The following is a 17,863-nucleotide window of genomic DNA, read 5'->3' as shown; positions in this document are numbered from 1 at the left end:
CCCGGTTCGGATCAGGCGACCTCGTCCAGCGCCAGCGTCCGGGACGTCTCGACCCACGCGAGGGGGTTCTCGGCGTCGTAGAAGACGACGCCGTCGTCGGTCTCGTACGCTTCGATCGTCTCGGTACCCGCGGGTTCACTACTCGGTTCGCGTTCGTCCATCGCGTCGTCGGTTCGGGTAGACAACCTCAATCACCTATTGCTATGGTATGTGTTACCACATTATATGTCTTGTTGCTCCCGCAAGCCCGCGGGAACAGTTCACATCGTGTGACGATCCGGGGACGGCGCGTCGTCTTCGGCGGGCGAACCGGGCCGGTCGAGACCGGGATTGCGGGGGTTTTTATCCGGCGACTGCAAAGCAGGATACCATGACTGAGGCGGGCCAAACCGGACTCGCGGAGTTTTCCGAGGCGGACGACGAGTCCGCCGACCGGCCGGACGAGGAGGCGGTACACGTCGCCGGCAACGGCGGCTCGAACGCCGCCGAGGTGATCGACGTTCTCGAGGAGACGCTCCCCGAACCCCAGGGGGAACTCGAACTGGCCGTGATGCAGGTCGACTACACCATCGCGGGCTACGGCGACGAGGAGCGACCGATCATGCACGTGTTCGGCCGCACGGCCGACGACGAACTCGAGCACGTCCAGGTCGTCGGCTTCCGCCCCTACTTCTACGCGCCGACCGAGACGCTCGAGCGGCCCCCCGAGGAGCAGTACGAGCGGCTGACGGGCAGCGAAGAGTACGACGAGGACGGCGAGCACTACGAGAGTATCCGGGGCGAGAAGCTCACCAAAATCTTCGGCCAGACGCCCCGCGACGTCGGGAAGGTGCGCGACGACTTCGAGCACTACGAGGCCGACATCCTGTTCCCGAACCGCTTTTTGATCGACAAGGACGTCCGCAGCGGCATCCGCGTGCCCGAACGGCGCGCCGAGGACGACTCGCTCGTGGTTCCCCACGACGAGGTCGAATCCGTCGACGCCGACGCGAACCCGCGCGTCAACACCTTCGACATCGAGGTCGACGACCGCCAAGGCTTCCCGGAGGACGGGGAGGAACCGATCGTCTGTCTCACCAGCCACGACTCCTACCGCGACGAGTACATCATGTGGCTCTACGAGGCGCCGATCGGCGACGGCGAGATTCCCACCGAGATCACCGAGTACGAGCCGATCGAGGGCGCTATCGACCACGAAGTCCGAAGCTACGAGGAGGAGGAGGCGATGCTCGACGACTTCCTCGCGTACGTCGAGGAGACCGACCCCGACGTGCTGACGGGGTGGAACTTCGAGGACTTCGACGCCCCCTACTTCCTCGACCGCCTCGAGGAGCTGCAGGGCCCTCACCACGAGTACGATCTGAACATCGACCGGCTCTCGCGGGTCGACGAGGTCTGGCGGAGCAACTGGGGCGGCCCGGACGTCAAGGGGCGGATCGTCTTCGACCTGCTCTACGGCTACCAGCGGATGGTCTTCTCGGAACTGGACTCCTACCGGCTGGACGCCGTCGGCGAGGAGGAGTTAGGCGTCGGAAAAGAACGGTACGCCGGCGACATCGGCGACCTCTGGGAGGACGATCCTACCCAGCTACTGGCGTACAACCTGCGGGACGTCGAACTCTGCGTCGAACTCGACCGCCAGCAGGAGATCATCCCCTTCTGGGACGAGGTGCGTTCCTTCGTCGGCTGTAAACTCGAGGACGCGCCGACGCCCGGCGACGCGGTCGACATGTACGTCCTCCACGAGGCCTACGGGCGCTTCGCCCTGCCCTCGAAGGGCCAGCAGGAGGCCGGCGAGGAGTACGAGGGCGGCGCTGTCTTCGAACCCATCACGGGCGTCAAGGAGAACGTGACGGTGCTGGACCTGAAGTCGCTGTACCCGATGTGCATGACGACGATCAACGCCAGCCCGGAGACGAAGGTCGACCCCGACGAGTACGACGGCGAGACCTACGTCGCGCCGGTCGGCGACGACGAGATCCACTTCCGCAAGGAACCGGACGGCGTCATGCGCGAGATGATCACGGAACTGCTCGCCGAGCGCGAGGAGAAGAAGGAACTGCGAAACGAGTACGAGCCCGGCAGCCCGGAGTACGAGCAGTACGACCGTCAGCAGGGCGCGGTGAAGGTCATCATGAACTCCCTGTACGGCGTCTCGGGCTGGGAGCAGTTCCGACTCTACGACAAGGAGGCCGCCTCGGCGATCACCGCGACCGGCCGCGAAGTGATCGAATTTACGGAAACCGCTGCGAACGAACTCGACTACGAAGTCACCTACGGCGACACCGACTCGGTCATGCTCGAGCTCGGACCCGGCGTCTCGAAGGAGGTGGCCCTCGAAACCTCGTTCGAGATCGAGGAGCACATCAACGGCCGGTACGACGACTTCGCGCGCGAGGACCTGAACGCCGAGGCCCACCGCTTCCAGATCGAGTTCGAGAAGCTCTACCGGCGCTTCTTCCAGGCCGGCAAGAAGAAACGCTACGCCGGCCACATCACCTGGAAGGAAGGAAAAGACGTCAACGACATCGACATCGTCGGCTTCGAGTACCAGCGTTCGGACATCGCGCCGATCACCAAGGAGGTCCAACACCGGGTCATCGAGATGATCGTCCGCGAGGGCGACATCGAGGGCGCCAAGGAGTACGTCAACGGGGTCATCGAGGACGTGCTCGCCGGCGAGGTGAGCCTCGAGGAGATCGCCATTCCGGGCGGGATCGGCAAGCGCCTGGACAACTACGACACGGACACGGCGCAGGTCCGCGGCGCGAAGTACGCGAACCTCCTGCTGGGGACCAACTTCCAGCGCGGGAGCAAGCCCAAGCGGCTCTACCTCGACCGGGTCGACCCCGCGTTCTTCCGACGGATGGAGAGCGAAGAAGGATTCGATCCGCAGACCGATCACCTCTACGGCGCGTTCAAGCGCGATCCCGACGTGATCTGCTTCGAGTACGAGGACCAGATTCCCCCGGAGTTCGAGATCGACTACGACACGATGCTCGAGAAGACCCTGAAGGGGCCGATCGAGCGAATCCTCGAGGCACTGGACGTCTCCTGGGAAGAGGTCAAGAGTGGACAGGAACAGACGGGCCTAGACAGCTTCATGTAGGCGTTCGACCGGTTTGATTCGGTCGCTCCCTTCGACACAAGCTGACACTCTGTCGACCATTCATACCAGAATCGCGAGCCGGCGGCCCGGTCGGGCACAACTCGAATTTAGCTTTCGGAAAATTATTTTTCTAATGCGAGACCGTATCCAATTGGATACGAAACCGTTATGAGTGATACGCCCCACCGTTCATATGACAGAGTACTATGGCACGTCTCGAGCTAAACAACCTGCACGCAGAAGTGGCGGACGGCGACGAGAAGATTCTCGAGGGCGTCGACCTCGAGGTCCAATCGGGCGAGATTCACGCCCTGATGGGACCGAACGGGTCCGGCAAGTCGACGACCGCGAAGGTCATCGCCGGCCACCCCGCCTACGAGATCACCGACGGTGAGGTCCTCCTCCACCTCGAGGAGAACGAGTTCGGCGACGAGATCGAGATCGACGAGGATCAGCGCACCTGGGACCTGCTCGACCTCGAGCCCAACGAGCGCGCCGCGCTCGGCATCTTCCTCGGCTTCCAGTATCCCGCCGAGATCGAGGGCGTCACGATGACGAACTTCCTCCGCACGGCACTCAACGCCAAGATCGAAGAGCGCGAGGAGCTCTTCGAGGAAGAGGAAGGCGAAGAAGAGGAGGCGGACGAAGGCTTCGAAACCTCGCCGATGGAGGGAGACGTCGACGAGGGCGAAGTCGGCGTCGCCGAGTTCCAGCAGATCCTCCAGGAGAAGATGGAGCAGCTGGACATGGACGAGAAGTTCGCCCAGCGCTACCTCAACGCCGGCTTCTCCGGCGGCGAGAAGAAGCAGAACGAAGTGCTGCAGGCCGCCATCCTCGAGCCCTCGATCGCCGTCCTCGACGAGATCGACTCCGGGCTCGACATCGACCGCCTGCAGGACGTCTCCGAGGGCATCAACGCCCTGCGCGACGAGCAGGGCACCGGCATCCTCCAGATCACCCACTACCAGCGCATCCTCGACTACGTCGAGCCCGATCACGTCCACGTGATGCTCGACGGCCAGATCGCCAAGAGCGGCGGTCCTGAGCTCGCCGAGAAGCTCGAGGACAAGGGGTACGACTGGGTCCGCGAAGACGTCTACGGCACCGCGTAACCGGATCCGGCTAGAACAACCGTCATAACCCTACGGCCGTAACCATAGACACAATCAAATTATGAGTTCCGAACAAGACCACCTCAAAGACACTGACACCGAAGCGCGGTTCGAGTTCAAGAAGGAGGAGAACGCCGCCGTGCGATCCGACAAGGGCCTGACCGAGGAGGTCATCCGCATGATCTCCGAGGACAAGGACGAGCCCGACTGGATGCTCGAGCGGCGTCTCCGCGCGCTCGAGCAGTACCAGAACATGCCGATGCCGTCGGACTGGCCCGGCATGCCCGATCTCTCGGGGCTGGACGTCGAGGAGATCGTCCCCTACATCCGTCCGGACGTTGACAAGCGCGAAGGCGTCGACGACTGGACGGAGCTGCCCGACGAGATCAAGGACACCTTCGACAAGCTCGGCATTCCGGAAGCCGAGAAGAACGCCCTCTCGGGCGTCGGCGCCCAGTACGAGTCGGAGGTCGTCTACCAGAACATGCAGGAACAGTGGGAGGAGAAGGGCGTCATCTTCATGAACATGGACCGCGCGGTCCAGGAGCACCCCGAACTCGTCAAGGAGCACTTCATGACGACCTGCGTGCCGCCGAGCGACAACAAGTTCGCGGCGCTGCACGGCGCCGTCTGGTCCGGCGGCTCGTTCGTCTACGTCCCCGAGGGCGTCACCGTCGAGATGCCCGTCCAGGCCTACTTCCGCATGAACTCGGAAGGGATGGGCCAGTTCGAGCACACGCTCATCATCGCCGAGGAAGGCTCCGAGGTCCACTACATCGAGGGCTGTTCCGCGCCCAAGTACGGGACCCACAACCTCCACAGCGGCGGCGTGGAGGTCTTCGTCGGCGAGGACGCTCACGTCCAGTACTCGACGGTGCAGAACTGGTCGAAGAACACCTTCAACCTCAACACCAAGCGCGCCATCGTCGAGTCCGGCGGCACGATGGAGTGGGTCTCCGGTAGCATGGGCTCGAAGGCCACCATGCTCTACCCGTGCTCGATCCTCAAGGGTCGCGGCGCGACCGACACCCACATCACCATCGCCTTCGCCGGCGAGGGTCAGGACATCGACACCGGCGCGAAGGTCTACCACAACGCGCCCGAGACGTCCTCGACCATCGAGTCCAAGTCGATCTCCAAGGACGGCGGCCGCACCAACTACCGCGGCCTCGTCCACATCGCCGACGGCGCCGAGAACTCCTCCACTGCGGTCGAGTGCGACGCGCTGATGTTCGACAACGAGTCCACGTCGGACACCATGCCGTACATGGAGATCGAGGAGTCGAAGGTCGACGTCGCGCACGAGGCGACCGTCGGCAAGATCGGCGACGAGGACATCTTCTACCTCCAGTCGCGCGGACTGGACGACGACGACGCCAAGAAGATGATCGTCGCCGGCTTCATCGAGCCGATCACGGAGGAACTGCCGATCGAGTACGCGGTCGAACTCAACCGCCTCATCGAACTCGAGATGGAAGGTAGCCTCGGATAATATGAGCACGCAGGTACACGCCAATCTGACGGCAGAACAGGTACGCGAAATCAGCGGGAACTTAGACGAGCCCGACTGGCTCACGGAGACCCGCCTCGAGGCGCTCGAGGCGCTCGAGGCGCTCGACATGCCCGACGTCATCAAGACGCCGGGCCGCGAGTGGACGAACCTCCACGAACTCGACTTCGAGTCGCTCGTGGACCCGCTGAACGCCGCGGAGAACAAGGACCAGGTCGGTCCCGACGAAGTCGACGTCCTCTCGTGGGCCGAGGCGGTCCAGGAACACGAGGAGCTCCTGCAGGAGCACTTCGGGAGCATCGTCGATCCCCAGGAGAACTACCTGACGGCGCTCTCGACGGCGCTGTTTAGCACCGGGACCGTCGTCTACGTCCCCGAGGGCGTCGACGCCGAGGACGTCACCATCCGAACCGAGCAGAACTCCCGCTCGCTGTTCAACTACACGCTCGTCGTCGCCGAGGAATCGTCCTCGGTGACCATCCTCGAGCGCCAGTCGACGGGCGCCGAGCAGGACGAGCAGTACTACAGCGGTATCGTCGAAGTCGTCGCCGGCGAGAACAGCAACGTCCAGTACGGCAGCCTCCAGAACCTCTCGGAGGAGGCCTACAACTTCGCGCTCAAGCGCGGCGACGCCGACACGTACGCGACGATCGACTGGATCGAGGTCAACCTGGGTACGCAGCTGACGAAGTCCGGCGTCTCGACGGAGCTCAACGGCGACTCCGCCGAGACGCAGATCGTCGGGGCCTTCTACGGCCACAACGACCAGCACTTCGACCTCGACGCGAAGGTCTGGCACCGCGCCGAACACACGACGGCCGACCTCGTCACCCGCGGCGTCACCGACGACGTCGCCCGCTCGGTCTACGAGGGCGTCCAGGACGTCGGTAAGGACGCCTGGGACACTAGCTCCTACCAGCGCGAGAACACGCTGATGCTCAGCGACGAGTCCGAGGCCGACGCCTCGCCGAAGCTGATCATCAACAACCACGACACCGAGGCCAGCCACTCCGCGACGGTCGGCCAGATCGACCGCGAAGACCTGCTGTACATGACCTCCCGCGGCATCGACGAGCGCTCCGCGACCAACATGCTCGTGCAGGGCTTCTTCGTGCCCGTTCTCGAGGAGATCGCAGTCGACGAACTGCGCGACGACCTCGAGGAACTGATCGCGACCCGACTCCGACAGCGCGACTAACGCGCGTCGTTCTTTCTCTCCACTCTCCTTCCGTTCTCTCGTCTTCCGATCTTCAGCACCGACTCCGCCCGTAGTCTGGAACCGCCGGATCCGAGCCGACCTCGCGAGCAGAATGTGCCACTCCCCCGGTATCGCTCCGAGACGACTAAGTAACAGCGGCTCACTTATCGAGATATGAGTCTGGGACAGCGCGTCTCGAGCGACCACCAGCTGGCGCGGCTCCTGCAGATCGGGGTCGTGCTCGAGGAGGTCGTCGAGTCACGCGCCGCCCACCACCTCGAGTCTCTGCCGGCGGAGGAACGGGCGGAGGTCGACGAGGCGGTGGAGGAGTTGCTCGTGGAGGCCAGCGAGGAGTCGGCCGACCACCGCGAGCGACTCGAGGCGCTGATCGACGACCTCGACGCCGAGACGGTGGCGTACGAGGAAATCAATGCCCTGGTCGACGCCCAGTACGGGCCGCCCGAGGACACCGACGGCGTCCTCTACGATCAACTGGCGAACGAGGAGACCGCCTACAAGTTCTACGACGACCTCATCGAGGCGATCGAATCCTCGGACGCCGAGTTCGCGATCGACCGCGAGCAGTTGCTTGAGACGCTGTACGACATCCGCGAGGAAGAGAAGGAAGGCGTCGAAGAGGTCACGGAGATCATGGAGCACAGAGCATGATCGGGGCGACCGAGAACGACGCCGCGACGCGTGCGGCATCGACATCGGTTTCGACCCGAGTACCGACGACCGACAACACCAACGGCAACGGAGGGACGCGATGAACACCGCAGATCAGTATCTCAAGGCGATTTACCTCGCACAACGGATGGAAGACGGACCGGCGTCGACGGGCACGCTCGCGGATCTCCTCGAGGTGAGCCCGGCGAGCGTCAACGAGATGATCGGCAAACTCGAGGACCGCGACCTCGTCGAACACGAGAAGTACAAGGGCGCGACGCTGACCGAGGAAGGGCTCGAGCGGGCTCACGACACCCTGCAGACCTACTGTATCATCGAGCGGTTCCTGACGAACGTCCTCGAGGTCGAGGAGTTTCGCGACGAGGCCCGCGCGCTCGAGAGCGTTATCGACGACACGGTCGCGGAGCGACTCGATACGATCATCGACCGTCCCGAGGAGTGTCCGGACTGTTTCAACGTCGAGAAGGACTGCTGCGACCGGCTCGAAGTGAGCGATCCGGCGGATGCGGACTGACACGGCGCGTTCTATTGTACAACCGGAGTTCTCGAGCGCCCCGATAGCGTGATCGCCTCGAGACACGCCTGCTCTCCCCGCCTACGCCTCCCCCTGTTCCGATCCGCGACCAGGCCCGTCGCCGAACCGAACGTACCGTCGGCCGACGATCGCAGCGACGGCTAATACGAGGACGACGCCGACGGCCGTTCCGATCGGCAGCGACCGCGAGTCGCCCTCCCAGTCGCCCCCGAAGACGGTCGCGTAGTACTCCGCCGCTGCGTCCCCGTGAAGCGCTAAGAGTACCTCCCGGTTGTTCCGAAACGAGTTCTCGTTCCAGTTGGCGCTGCCGACCACGGCCACCTCGCGATCGATCACGATGCCCTTCGCGTGGATCTTCTCGAACCGTCCGGTACCGTCGGCGAGTCGCACCTCGAGCGGGAGGCCCTCTTCTTCGGCGACCCGCTCGAGGCGGTCGGCGACGGCGGCGTTCTCGTCCTCGTGGTACCACGTCGAATCGAGCAGGATGTCGACCTCGACGCCGCGGCGGGCCGCGTCGAGGACGGCCTCGAGGAGGGCGAACTCGCCGTCGATGCTGGCCTGCTTGACGAGAATTTCGTCGTCGGCGTTCTCGATGAGGTCGGCGACGCGCGGTTCGGCGTTGTCCGGTGCGACCAGTAACTCGGCGGACTCGACGGGTACTGTGGCCGGATCGTGATTCGTCGGGAACGCGGTGGCACCGTCGGAGGGTCGATCCTCGTCTTCACCCTCGTCGGTGACGAACGTCGCGTTTTCGCGGAACGCTGCTCCGGTCTGGGTATCCCAGCCGTCGAAATCGGCGCGGAAGACGGTCGCTAAGTCGGCCGCGAGGGCCGGATCCTCGAGTCGAACGCCCCACCCCCGGCTCGACTCGCCGCCGATCCCCGAGGGCTTCCAGTTCTCGCTGGTGACGAGCACGCTGTCGTCGACGACGGCGTATTTCGGGTGGTGATAGCGGTAGCGAGCGCCTTCGCCGCCGATTACTCGCACGTCGACGCCGGCGGCCTCGAGGCGCTCGAGGACCGGTTCGGTCGCCGCCGGCGTGCCGCCGACGGGGCCGGACTCGAACAGGACCGAAACGTCGACGCCGCGTTCGGCCGCGGCGACGAGTTCGTCGGCGACGGCGTCTGAAGTGACGGTGTAGCCGGCGAGCAGGAGCCGCTCGTCGGCCTCGCGGAGGGTCTCCCGTGGAACGTCCGGCGCGTCCGGAAGGACGAAGACCGTCGCGTCGTCGACTTCGGTACTCGAGGGTCCGAGGCAGGTTGCGTCTCGGGGCCACCACCGTCCCTCCGACGGCTCGTCGTCGCTGGTATCGGCCGACGCGCTCCGATACCACCGCTCGGCGGCCGGCGCACGCTCGTACCGAACTGCGTCGACTGATCGCGTGCCGTTCCGGAGCTCGAGTCGGTCGCCGTCGGCCGCGAGTCGGATCGATCCCTCGAGTCCGAGCACCGACTCGTCGGTGAGCGCCTCGGTGACGTTCGGATCCACGCTCGCGGCGACGCGGCCGGTGACGGTCTCGTTCGGTAGTGAGGCAGTCGTGTGGCCGTCGGTGAGCGTCCAGTTGTCGACCCGGGTTTCCGTCGGAAACTCGAGGACGACGTACTCGCCGACGTTTCGGTGGGTGGTCGGATTCGGATAGAGGCCGACGATCCGGGGTGACGGACCCGGTTGGGGTTGGAGTTCAGCTTCGGACTCGAGGGCTGCACCGGACGGGCAGACGCGATCCGAGTCGGCTTGGATGCTCTCCTTCGAGTCGGCGAAGCCGAATGTCGTCATCCCCGTTCCCGACGCCACGACGACCGCGCCAAATCCGGACGCGGAGACGATGAGCGCGGCGAGCACGGCGAACGCGACTCGACGGCGGACCCCAGTACGCATCGCTCGCTCTGGCCGCCCGTTCGTACTTAAACGACCGGTCGTGAGGTGCGGGAAGTACCTTTGTCGGAGTCTCGACGGGCCTCGACGGGCGAACCGACCCGCCGTTTTTTGGTACGCGAACGGGTTGTGCCGAGCATGGCGATCACGCACGACGGGCTGACGGTCTCGTGGCTCGGCTACGCAACCGCACGCATCGAAGCGCCGGACGGTACCGTGATCTACACCGATCCCGGCCGCTACGGGACGCTCGAGGGCACGTGGGCGGACGAGTACGGCGAGGCGCCACACCCCGGCGGCGAGCCCTACGACGCGCAGGACGGCGACCTCGTGGTCGTCACCCACGACCACCACTACGACGACGACGGCGTCGAGCGCGTCGCCGCCGAAGACGCGACGGTGGTCGTCTACGAATCCGTCTCCGCCGAGCAGATCAACGCGGGCGGCCGGGACGTCGTCGAACCCGAGACGCTACCCTACGACGTCCACCGAATCGGCTACGGCGACGAACTCGCCGTCAGGGGCGTCGACGTGCGGGCCGTCCCCGCGTACAATCACCTCGACGGACCGAACACGCGAGACGGCGAGCCGATCCACCCCGAAGGACTGGGCTGCGGGTTCCTCCTGACCGTCGACGGCGTCCCCTGCTTCTGGACCGGCGACAGCGACGTGATCGACGCCCACGACGACCTCGCGGGGGAGGTCTCGCTGTTCATGCCCTCGATCGCGCAGAATTACACGATGGACCGCCACGGCGCGGCAGATCTGGCCGAAACGCTTGAGCCGGATCTGGTCATGCCGATCCACTACAACACGTTCCCGAAGCTCGAGGCCGACTCGAAGGTGTTCGCGGGCGACGTGGCGAGCCGCGGGATTCCGGTGGTACTGGACGAACGGTAAGCGAGCGGGAACAGAAGGACCTCGAGAGCGGTTGCGCCGCGATCGGGTTCAGGCCGCCGGCTCGAGGTCGACGTTCTCGGCTTCGGCCTGGACGAGGTAGGCGCGGTCGTCCTCGTACTCGGCGACGATCTCGAGGGCGTCCTGCGTGCCGATCTGGTTCAGCGCCCACGCGGCGCTGGCGCGGACGCGGTCCTGCTCGTCGTCTTCGAGGACGTCGGCGAGCGGGTCGATAGCGCGGGTGTCGCCGATCAGGCCGAGCGCGCGGGCGGCCCAGCTCCGGACGTCCGGCTCGTCGGCGACGAGCTGGTCGGCGATCGGCTGGATGGCGTCCTCGGCGCCGATCTCGCCCAGCGCGCGGAACGAGGGTCGCTGGAGCGTCGGGTTGGAGTCGACGTAGTCCAGCAGGGTGTCGACGACCTGATCGTCCTCGACGCCGATCTTGCCGAGGATGCGGATCGCAGCCTCGTCCCGACGATTCGCCTTCTGGACCATCGGATCGATGGCCTCCTCGGGGCCCATCCGCTCTAGAGCCTCGAGGCAGTGTTCCTCCATGAACTCCGAGCCCAGCGAGTCGTAGGCCAGCAGGATCTGGTCGACGTTGCCGCGCTTCTCGTGGACCTTCAGCGCGTGGAGCTCCGGCGGGAAGTCCTTGATGTGATCAAGCACGTCGAAGAACCCCTCGCGGCGGAGCTGTTCGCGCACCTCGAGGTCGGTCCACTCGGTCGCGTCGTCGACCGCGGATTCGAACTCGTCGGTCGCCTCGAGCAGCCCGGCGATCGTCTCGGCGTCCTCGTCGGGGTCGAGGTCGGCCGCGTCGACGGCCGCGGTCGCCTCGTCGAGCGTCGCGCCGAGTTCGTCGGGGACGGTCTTCTCCTCCTGCCCGTTCTCGCCGAGTTCGGCTCCGCTGGCCGGCTCGAGCCCGCCGGGAAGCGACACCGAGGTTCCCAGCAGGTCGTTCAGGTCCGCGAGGAAGGCCTCGGTCGCGTCGATCAGTTCCCCGTCGCCCTCCTCGGCCCAGCGGGTGCCCGTGATCGTGCTGCTGACGCCGTCGATCTCGCCGATGACGTCCCCGGCGTAGGGGCCGCGCTTGTCCTCGAGGTCGTCCTCGAGGTCGGAGACGTCGCTCTCGATCTCGTCGTAGGTCTCCTGGAGTTCCTCCTCGGGCGCGGGTTCGGACTCCTCGTCGTCTTCGTCCTCGTCCTCCTCTTCCTCCGGCGGCTCCGGAATCTCGATTTCCTCGAGGTCCGCGCGGAACTCCTCGATGTCGGCCTCGACGACGTCGAGGTCGTCCTCGGTCTCGGCCGCCTCGAGGTCGCTTTGGAGCCCCTCGAGGTCGTCGTTCAGCGCCTCGAGTTGGGTCCGAATGGCCTCGAGGTCGGCGGACTGCTCCTCTTCTGCCGCCTCGCCCTCGGCTTCGGTTTCGGCCTCGGACTCGTCGCCGTTCGATTCCTCACTCATGGTACCACCCGTGCGAGACGACGCCGACGCGTGACACTGTCCATACGTGACGGTCGTGCCAGGATCGCCCTAAGCGTTTCCATGCACGTCGGTCTCCGCGGGCTGGGGATCCTGCCGCCAGTAGAACCAGGGACTGAGCGTCATGTACGCGATTCCGAGCGTCAGCAGTGCGTACGGGAAGGTCCGACCCGCGAAATCGGGGATGAGGATCGCGAGGACGTGGACGACGCCCATAATTCCCGCATCGCGCGCGAGGAGGTCCGGATACTGGATTCGCGAGACCATCAGGTAACAGAACGCGGCGGTGACCGCGAGCACGAGCACCGGGTCCGCGACGCCCGCGAGGATCGCCGCGCCGAGGATCGTCGCCGCCAGCGTCGTCTGGATTCCTTCGGTGTAGTTGGCCGCGACGTCGTAGGCGGTGTACATCCCGAGACGGGCGACCGCCGTCGCGACGAACAGCGCGCAGATGACCGCCACGAGCAGCAGTTCCGGCGTGACCGTCTCGAGGGTAATCTCGAGGCCGCGGGTGACGACGACGAACGCGAGGACGGCAGGAGCGACGCCGAAGGAGGCGACGTCGGCGAGCGAGTCGAGGTAGGGGCCGGCCTCGGTGCCGCCGTACCGGCGGGCGAGGATGCCGTCCAGTCCGTCGGCGACGGCCGCGAACAGGATGAGGCGAGCGGCGAGGGCGATGTCGACGAACGCGACGACGACGGCGACGAATCCCAGGGCGGCGTTCGCGATCGTCACCGCGTCGGCGACGCCCAACCGGCCGACGAACCGCGGAAGCATACTCGCCGATTCGGCGGGCGGATCCCTTACGTGTTTTCGTTTCGCCACGGCGTCGCTGGAACTCACTTTCGGCCGCGTTTCGGCAGCTCCGCAACCGCTCCGCGACCGCGACGGCCGCCCGGTTCGAGCCGCGAACCACGGCGGTTATGTCGCGGTGCTCCCTACGGGACGGTATGCACCGGCGCGCCTACCTCGCCGCCGTCGGAACCGCCGCGTCAGCCGGACTGGCCGGCTGCTCGACCGTCATGAGCGTCTTCGACGACGAAGACGAATTCTGTGCTGGAAACGACTGTTCCATCGGCATGACCCGCAACTCGTTCGTCCCCGAGGAGTACGAGGCGACCGTCGGCGAAACAGTCGTCTGGAAGAACACGAGCGGCGCCGACCACACGATCACGGCCCGCGAAGCCAGCCTGCCGGAGGGCGCCGACTACTTCGCCACCGGCGGCTTCGAGGACGAGCAAACGGCCGTCGACGCCTGGCACGACAACCGCGGCGGTCGCCTCGGCCCCCGCGAGACGTTCGAGCACACCTTCGAGGTGCCCGGCACCTACACCTACTTCTGCGAACCCCACATCAGGGCGGGAATGGTCGGGACGATCGTCGTCACCGAGTGACCGAATACCGTGTCGCGGACCGCCTCTAGCGACCGCGGCTCCCCATCGACGCTGCGCGCCGGTTTTCCGCTTTCGAACGCCACTGTTCGATAGCCGTTCGGCTCGAGTCCGTCTCTCCATCGTTTCGATTCTGGTGTTCCCCTGCCACAGCCCTCGAGGCGCACCATAGTGGTCGAAACGACCGACGCGTATCAGCAGCGCAACATCACGATAGGTTTTTCACCACTGAGTCCTACCACCTAGTTGTATGAGCGAATTCGAGCAGTTCAGTCAGGTCGGCGAGGCCGACGTTACGCGCGCAATCGGACAGGAGTGGACCGAGGAGTTCATGGACTTCTCGGACTCGGACGTCATCATCGTCGGCGGCGGCCCCTCGGGGCTGACCGCGGCGAAGGAACTCTCCGAGCGGGGGGTCAAGACGATGGTCGTCGAGAAGAACAACTACCTCGGGGGCGGCTTCTGGCTCGGCGGCTTCCTGATGAACAAGGTGACGGTGCGAGACCCCGCACAGCAAATCCTCGACGAACTCGACGTCTCGCACAAGCAGTCCGAAGACAGCGAGGGGCTCTACATCGCCAACGGGCCCGAGGCCTGTTCCGGACTCATCAAGGCCGCCTGCGACGCCGGCGCGAAGATGCAGAACATGACCGAGTTCACGGACATCGTCATCCGCGAGGACCACAAGGTCTCGGGGATCGTCATGAACTGGACGCCGGTCCACGCGCTGCCCCGCGAGATCACCTGCGTCGACCCGATCGCGGTCGAGGCCGACCTCGTGATCGACGCGACCGGCCACGACGCGATGGCCGTCAAGAAACTCGACGAGCGCGGCGTGCTCGACGCGCCCGGCATCGAGGACGCGAAGGAGAACGCCGGCATGGACCAGACCGGCGACGACAGCTACGGCGCGCCCGGTCACGACTCGCCCGGCCACGACTCGATGTGGGTCGGCAAGAGCGAGGACGCCGTCGTCGAACACACCGGCCTCGTCCACGACGGCCTGATCGCGACGGGGATGGCCACCGCGACGACCTACGGCCTGCCGCGCATGGGGCCGACCTTCGGCGCCATGCTCGTCTCGGGCAAGCGCGCCGCGCAGGTGGCGCTCGACGAACTCGAGGTCGACGCCGAACCGGTCGATATCACCTCGCGCGCAGCGACGCCGGCAGACGACTGAGCGGGCAGCAACCGACGCGGGCACGGTCGACGCCCGCGCCGTCGCCGTCCGCTTTGAACCGCGGCCGGTCGTCGGGCTCATTTCAACCGGTAAAGTAATTTTTGTCGATACGAAAGGAGCGGCGTAATGTCGAACCGAGACGCGACGCCGGGGTGCCGGCCGCGAACGAGTCGGGTGATCGCACGCGAATGATTCCGAACGCGATCGACGTCGATCGACCGCTGCCCGCGGCGGGGGCGATCGGCCACGCGCTCGAGGAAAACGCCGTCGCGTCGGTGGGGGCCGACGCGCGACTCACCAGACTCCACCGCGTCTTCTACCCGGTGTTCCGGGTCGAGTACTGCTATTCCGGCTCGAGCGCGATTCTCTGGAGCGATCGAACCGACCGCGGCGTGACGCTGCTCGACGGGCTCTGGGCGGACAACCACGCCGTCCTCCAGCAGTACCGGTCGGCTACTGATTCGCTCGGGACGGTCTCACTCGACTACTACGATTTCGGACGCGACGAGCCGGGTCTGGGCCGAACCGTGCTGTTGGACTTCCAGGTACCGGCCCAGCGGGCGCGCCAGTTGCTCCCCGAGCGGTTCGATGACGTCGCCGAGTCGCGAGCGTTCGGGGACCCGAAGTCGATCACCGCCTCGTTCGCCGACCGACTGCGCGAGACGTTCGGCCTGCCGGACGCCCTCGATCTCGAGTCGTTCGAGGGCGTCGTCGACGTGACGCGTCTCTACCTCCCGTTCTGGGTCTGCGAGGTGTACCGCCCGGACGAACGCGACCTCATCGGCGTCGTCCGCAATCTCGAGGACGCGCGCACGGACGATGCAACCCACGGCTGGCTGTCGGCGTTTTTCCGCGAGGACAAGAGTCGACTGGCCCGGTACGCGCACACGTCGATCCGCGAGGCGATCGACCGGTCCGAATCGGCCGATCGCGTCGACCGTGAGGTCGACACCGACGGGAGTGCCGTTGAGACTGATGACGAGCGCTCGAGTGACGATCGGCAGCCGGACGGTGCAACTGCCCGCGAAGACGGGGACAACGATCGAGACGCAGACGGCAACGGAGATGAAGACGAAGCGGAAGCCGACGACCGACGAACGGACCGAGACGGACCGGTACAACCCGAGGACGCCGAGCTCGACGCCGAGACGCTCGTCGATCCGAGCCCGAACCGCTGTTTCGCCGACGTCGGCGGGATGGTCGAACTGGAGCGGACGCTGCGCCGGTCCGTCATCGGGCCGGTCCAGCGGCCCGACGAGTTCCGCGAGTACGGGCTCGATCCCGTCTCGGGCGTCCTGTTACACGGTCCGCCGGGCTGCGGAAAGACCCACGTCGCCGGCGCGCTCGCGGGCGAACTCGACTACGCGTTCCTCGAGGTGACGCCGGCGGATCTCTCGAGCAAGTACATGGGCAAACCCGCCGAGAACGTGCAGGACGTCTTCGCCATCGCCGAGGCGAACGCGCCCTGCGTGCTCTTTCTGGACGAGATCGACGCCATCGCGAGCGCCCGCGAGGATCAATCGAGCACGAGCGAACGCGGGATGGTCAACCAACTGCTGACCGAACTCGAGGACGTCGGCGACGACGTGCTCGTGCTCGCGGCGACGAACCTGCTCGACGACGTCGACGACGCCATCGTTCGCACGGGACGGTTCGACGAGCAGATCGAAGTACCGCCGCCGGACGAGCCGGCGCGTCGGGAAATCCTGCGGATCCACCTCGAAGAGCGGCCGCTGGCCGACGGCCTCGAGCTCGACCCCGTCGTCGACCGCACCGCGGGGTACGCCGCCAGCGACCTCGAGTACATCGCGACGGACGCAGCGCGGCGGGCGCTCAGAGCCGACGAGCGGATCGGAACCGACCACTTGCTCGCGGCGGCCGAGGAGGTCGACTCGAGCGTCCCCGACTGGGCCGGCTCGGCGCTGGGCGACGGCAAGACGATCACCCAGCCCGACGGCGTCGAGTTGAGCGCCCGGTCGTTAGTGACGCCCAGCGTCGACCGCGACTTCGACGACGTCGGCGGCATGGACGCGCTCAAAGACCGGCTGCACGAGACCGTGATCGACCCGTTCGAGAACGCCGACCGGTACGCCGAGTACGGCCTCGGCACGACCGGCGGCATCCTGCTGTACGGGCCGCCCGGCTGCGGGAAGACCCACGTCGCCGGCGCGCTCGCGGGCGAACTCGACGTCGCGTTCCTCGAGGTGTCGCCCGCGGACCTCTCGAGCAAGTGGATGGGCAAACCCGCACAGAACGTCGCGGACCTCTTCGAGATCGCTCGGCAGAACGCTCCGTGTCTGGTCTTCCTCGACGAGATCGACGCCATCGCCGGCGCACGCGGTGGACACGGAAGCGGGGGCGCAAGTCAACGCCAGATGGTCAACCAACTGCTGACCGAGCTCGAGTCCCTCGAGAGTGCGGACGAGGACGTCGTCGTGGTCGCCGCGACGAACCGCCCGGGGGACGTCGACGACGCCGTGTTGCGGTCCGGCCGGTTCGACGAGCGGATCGAGGTGTCGCCGCCGGACGCGGCGGCCCGCAAAGCGATCCTGCAGGTCCACCTCGCGGATCGGCCCGTGGCCGAGGGCTGCGACTGGGATACCGTCGTCGAGCGCACCAGCGGGTACGCCGCCAGCGACCTCGCCTTACTCGCGGACAACGCGGCCCGGCGGGCGATGCACGACGGCGATCAGGTCCGCGAGCGCCATCTCGCGGACGCGATCGCGGAGACGACGCCCAGCCTCGAGCGGGGTGGCGAGTCGACAGGTGCCGCCGTGACAGCCGACCGGACCGGTAGCTGGTACCGCTGACGGACCGTCGATTCTCTCGTTTCCTGCTGCCCGGTATTCAACTTCCCCGGTATGTCGGGGTGAAAACTATCCAGCAG

14 protein-coding genes are annotated in these 17,863 nt (G+C 66.1%); 10 read left to right on the top strand and 4 right to left on the bottom strand.

All coding sequences use genetic code 11. The features are described from left to right. Positions 1-11: 11 nt before the first annotated feature. Positions 12-185, bottom strand: a complete 174-nt coding sequence (locus HALXA_RS22090; RefSeq protein WP_171814649.1) for a DUF7331 family protein — start codon at positions 183-185, stop codon at positions 12-14. Between the two features lie 185 nt (positions 186-370). On the opposite strand from HALXA_RS22090, the gene HALXA_RS10760 reads away from it, so the two are divergent. The 6 genes from HALXA_RS10760 (at position 371) to HALXA_RS10735 (ending at position 8,133) form a co-directional block, all read left to right on the top strand. Further along, positions 371-3,109, top strand: coding sequence for a DNA-directed DNA polymerase (locus HALXA_RS10760; RefSeq protein WP_013880381.1), 2,739 nt, complete (start codon positions 371-373; stop codon positions 3,107-3,109). A 206-nt stretch (positions 3,110-3,315) separates the two neighbouring features. Then, complete coding sequence (locus HALXA_RS10755) at positions 3,316-4,221, top strand: ABC transporter ATP-binding protein (protein ID WP_013880380.1); 906 nt, start codon at positions 3,316-3,318, stop codon at positions 4,219-4,221. Between the two features lie 61 nt (positions 4,222-4,282). Beyond that, positions 4,283-5,713 carry a Fe-S cluster assembly protein SufB gene (sufB, locus tag HALXA_RS10750; protein ID WP_013880379.1) on the top strand — a complete coding sequence of 477 codons (1,431 nt, stop codon included), beginning with the start codon at positions 4,283-4,285 and terminating at the stop codon, positions 5,711-5,713. 1 nt (position 5,714) lies between these two features. Further along, positions 5,715-6,929, top strand: a complete 1,215-nt coding sequence (sufD, locus tag HALXA_RS10745; protein ID WP_013880378.1) for a Fe-S cluster assembly protein SufD — start codon at positions 5,715-5,717, stop codon at positions 6,927-6,929. A 174-nt stretch (positions 6,930-7,103) separates the two neighbouring features. Beyond that, positions 7,104-7,598, top strand: a complete 495-nt coding sequence (locus tag HALXA_RS10740) for a hypothetical protein (protein WP_013880377.1) — start codon at positions 7,104-7,106, stop codon at positions 7,596-7,598. Between the two features lie 100 nt (positions 7,599-7,698). Beyond that, the gene (locus HALXA_RS10735; RefSeq protein ID WP_013880376.1) at positions 7,699-8,133 is read left to right on the top strand and encodes a metal-dependent transcriptional regulator; all 435 of its coding nucleotides are present in this window, start codon (positions 7,699-7,701) and stop codon (positions 8,131-8,133) included. A gap of 81 nt (positions 8,134-8,214) precedes the next feature. Here the strand turns inward: HALXA_RS10735 and HALXA_RS10730 are convergent, their stop codons facing one another. Next, positions 8,215-10,032 (bottom strand): phospholipase D-like domain-containing protein, encoded by a 1,818-nt coding sequence (locus tag HALXA_RS10730; RefSeq protein WP_013880375.1) that lies wholly within the window; start codon positions 10,030-10,032, stop codon positions 8,215-8,217. 135 nt (positions 10,033-10,167) lie between these two features. On the opposite strand from HALXA_RS10730, the gene HALXA_RS10725 reads away from it, so the two are divergent. Further along, positions 10,168-10,929: an MBL fold metallo-hydrolase gene (locus tag HALXA_RS10725; protein ID WP_013880374.1), complete on the top strand. Its 762-nt coding sequence runs from the start codon at positions 10,168-10,170 to the stop codon at positions 10,927-10,929. Between the two features lie 48 nt (positions 10,930-10,977). Here the strand turns inward: HALXA_RS10725 and HALXA_RS10720 are convergent, their stop codons facing one another. Next, a complete protein-coding gene (locus HALXA_RS10720; protein ID WP_013880373.1) occupies positions 10,978-12,387 on the bottom strand; it encodes a HEAT repeat domain-containing protein in 1,410 nt (469 codons plus the stop codon). A 69-nt stretch (positions 12,388-12,456) separates the two neighbouring features. Next, positions 12,457-13,182 (bottom strand): protein sorting system archaetidylserine synthase, encoded by a 726-nt coding sequence (locus HALXA_RS10715; protein WP_013880372.1) that lies wholly within the window; start codon positions 13,180-13,182, stop codon positions 12,457-12,459. Positions 13,183-13,355: 173 nt separating this feature from the next. Between HALXA_RS10715 and HALXA_RS10710 the strand changes: the two genes are divergently transcribed. The 3 genes from HALXA_RS10710 to HALXA_RS10700 all read left to right on the top strand — a co-directional run bounded on the left by HALXA_RS10710 (position 13,356) and on the right by HALXA_RS10700 (position 17,786). After that, the gene (locus tag HALXA_RS10710; protein ID WP_013880371.1) at positions 13,356-13,799 is read left to right on the top strand and encodes a cupredoxin domain-containing protein; all 444 of its coding nucleotides are present in this window, start codon (positions 13,356-13,358) and stop codon (positions 13,797-13,799) included. Between the two features lie 247 nt (positions 13,800-14,046). Then, positions 14,047-14,976 carry a sulfide-dependent adenosine diphosphate thiazole synthase gene (locus HALXA_RS10705; RefSeq protein WP_013880369.1) on the top strand — a complete coding sequence of 310 codons (930 nt, stop codon included), beginning with the start codon at positions 14,047-14,049 and terminating at the stop codon, positions 14,974-14,976. 188 nt (positions 14,977-15,164) lie between these two features. Further along, positions 15,165-17,786: an ATP-binding protein gene (locus tag HALXA_RS10700; protein WP_013880368.1), complete on the top strand. Its 2,622-nt coding sequence runs from the start codon at positions 15,165-15,167 to the stop codon at positions 17,784-17,786. Positions 17,787-17,863: the final 77 nt, after the last annotated feature.

It is taken from the genome of Halopiger xanaduensis SH-6 (assembly GCF_000217715.1).
Taxonomy (GTDB): Archaea; Halobacteriota; Halobacteria; order Halobacteriales; family Natrialbaceae; genus Halopiger; species Halopiger xanaduensis.
Note: the sequence above shows the minus strand (reverse complement) of the source record. Positions and strands in the feature narration are given on the sequence as shown.

Bases quoted from the DNA above. Each gene is read 5' to 3' on its own strand.
- HALXA_RS10760 (WP_013880381.1), top strand. From the start codon at position 371: ATGACTGAGGCGGGCCAAACCGGACTCGCGGAGTTTTCCGAGGCGGAC.
- HALXA_RS10755 (WP_013880380.1), top strand. From the start codon at position 3,316: ATGGCACGTCTCGAGCTAAACAACCTGCACGCAGAAGTGGCGGACGGC.
- sufB (WP_013880379.1), top strand. From the start codon at position 4,283: ATGAGTTCCGAACAAGACCACCTCAAAGACACTGACACCGAAGCGCGG.
- sufD (WP_013880378.1), top strand. From the start codon at position 5,715: ATGAGCACGCAGGTACACGCCAATCTGACGGCAGAACAGGTACGCGAA.
- HALXA_RS10740 (WP_013880377.1), top strand. From the start codon at position 7,104: ATGAGTCTGGGACAGCGCGTCTCGAGCGACCACCAGCTGGCGCGGCTC.
- HALXA_RS10735 (WP_013880376.1), top strand. From the start codon at position 7,699: ATGAACACCGCAGATCAGTATCTCAAGGCGATTTACCTCGCACAACGG.
- HALXA_RS10730 (WP_013880375.1), bottom strand. From the start codon at position 10,032: ATGCGTACTGGGGTCCGCCGTCGAGTCGCGTTCGCCGTGCTCGCCGCG.
- HALXA_RS10725 (WP_013880374.1), top strand. From the start codon at position 10,168: ATGGCGATCACGCACGACGGGCTGACGGTCTCGTGGCTCGGCTACGCA.
- HALXA_RS10720 (WP_013880373.1), bottom strand. From the start codon at position 12,387: ATGAGTGAGGAATCGAACGGCGACGAGTCCGAGGCCGAAACCGAAGCC.
- HALXA_RS10715 (WP_013880372.1), bottom strand. From the start codon at position 13,182: ATGCTTCCGCGGTTCGTCGGCCGGTTGGGCGTCGCCGACGCGGTGACG.
- HALXA_RS10710 (WP_013880371.1), top strand. From the start codon at position 13,356: ATGCACCGGCGCGCCTACCTCGCCGCCGTCGGAACCGCCGCGTCAGCC.
- HALXA_RS10705 (WP_013880369.1), top strand. From the start codon at position 14,047: ATGAGCGAATTCGAGCAGTTCAGTCAGGTCGGCGAGGCCGACGTTACG.
- HALXA_RS10700 (WP_013880368.1), top strand. From the start codon at position 15,165: ATGATTCCGAACGCGATCGACGTCGATCGACCGCTGCCCGCGGCGGGG.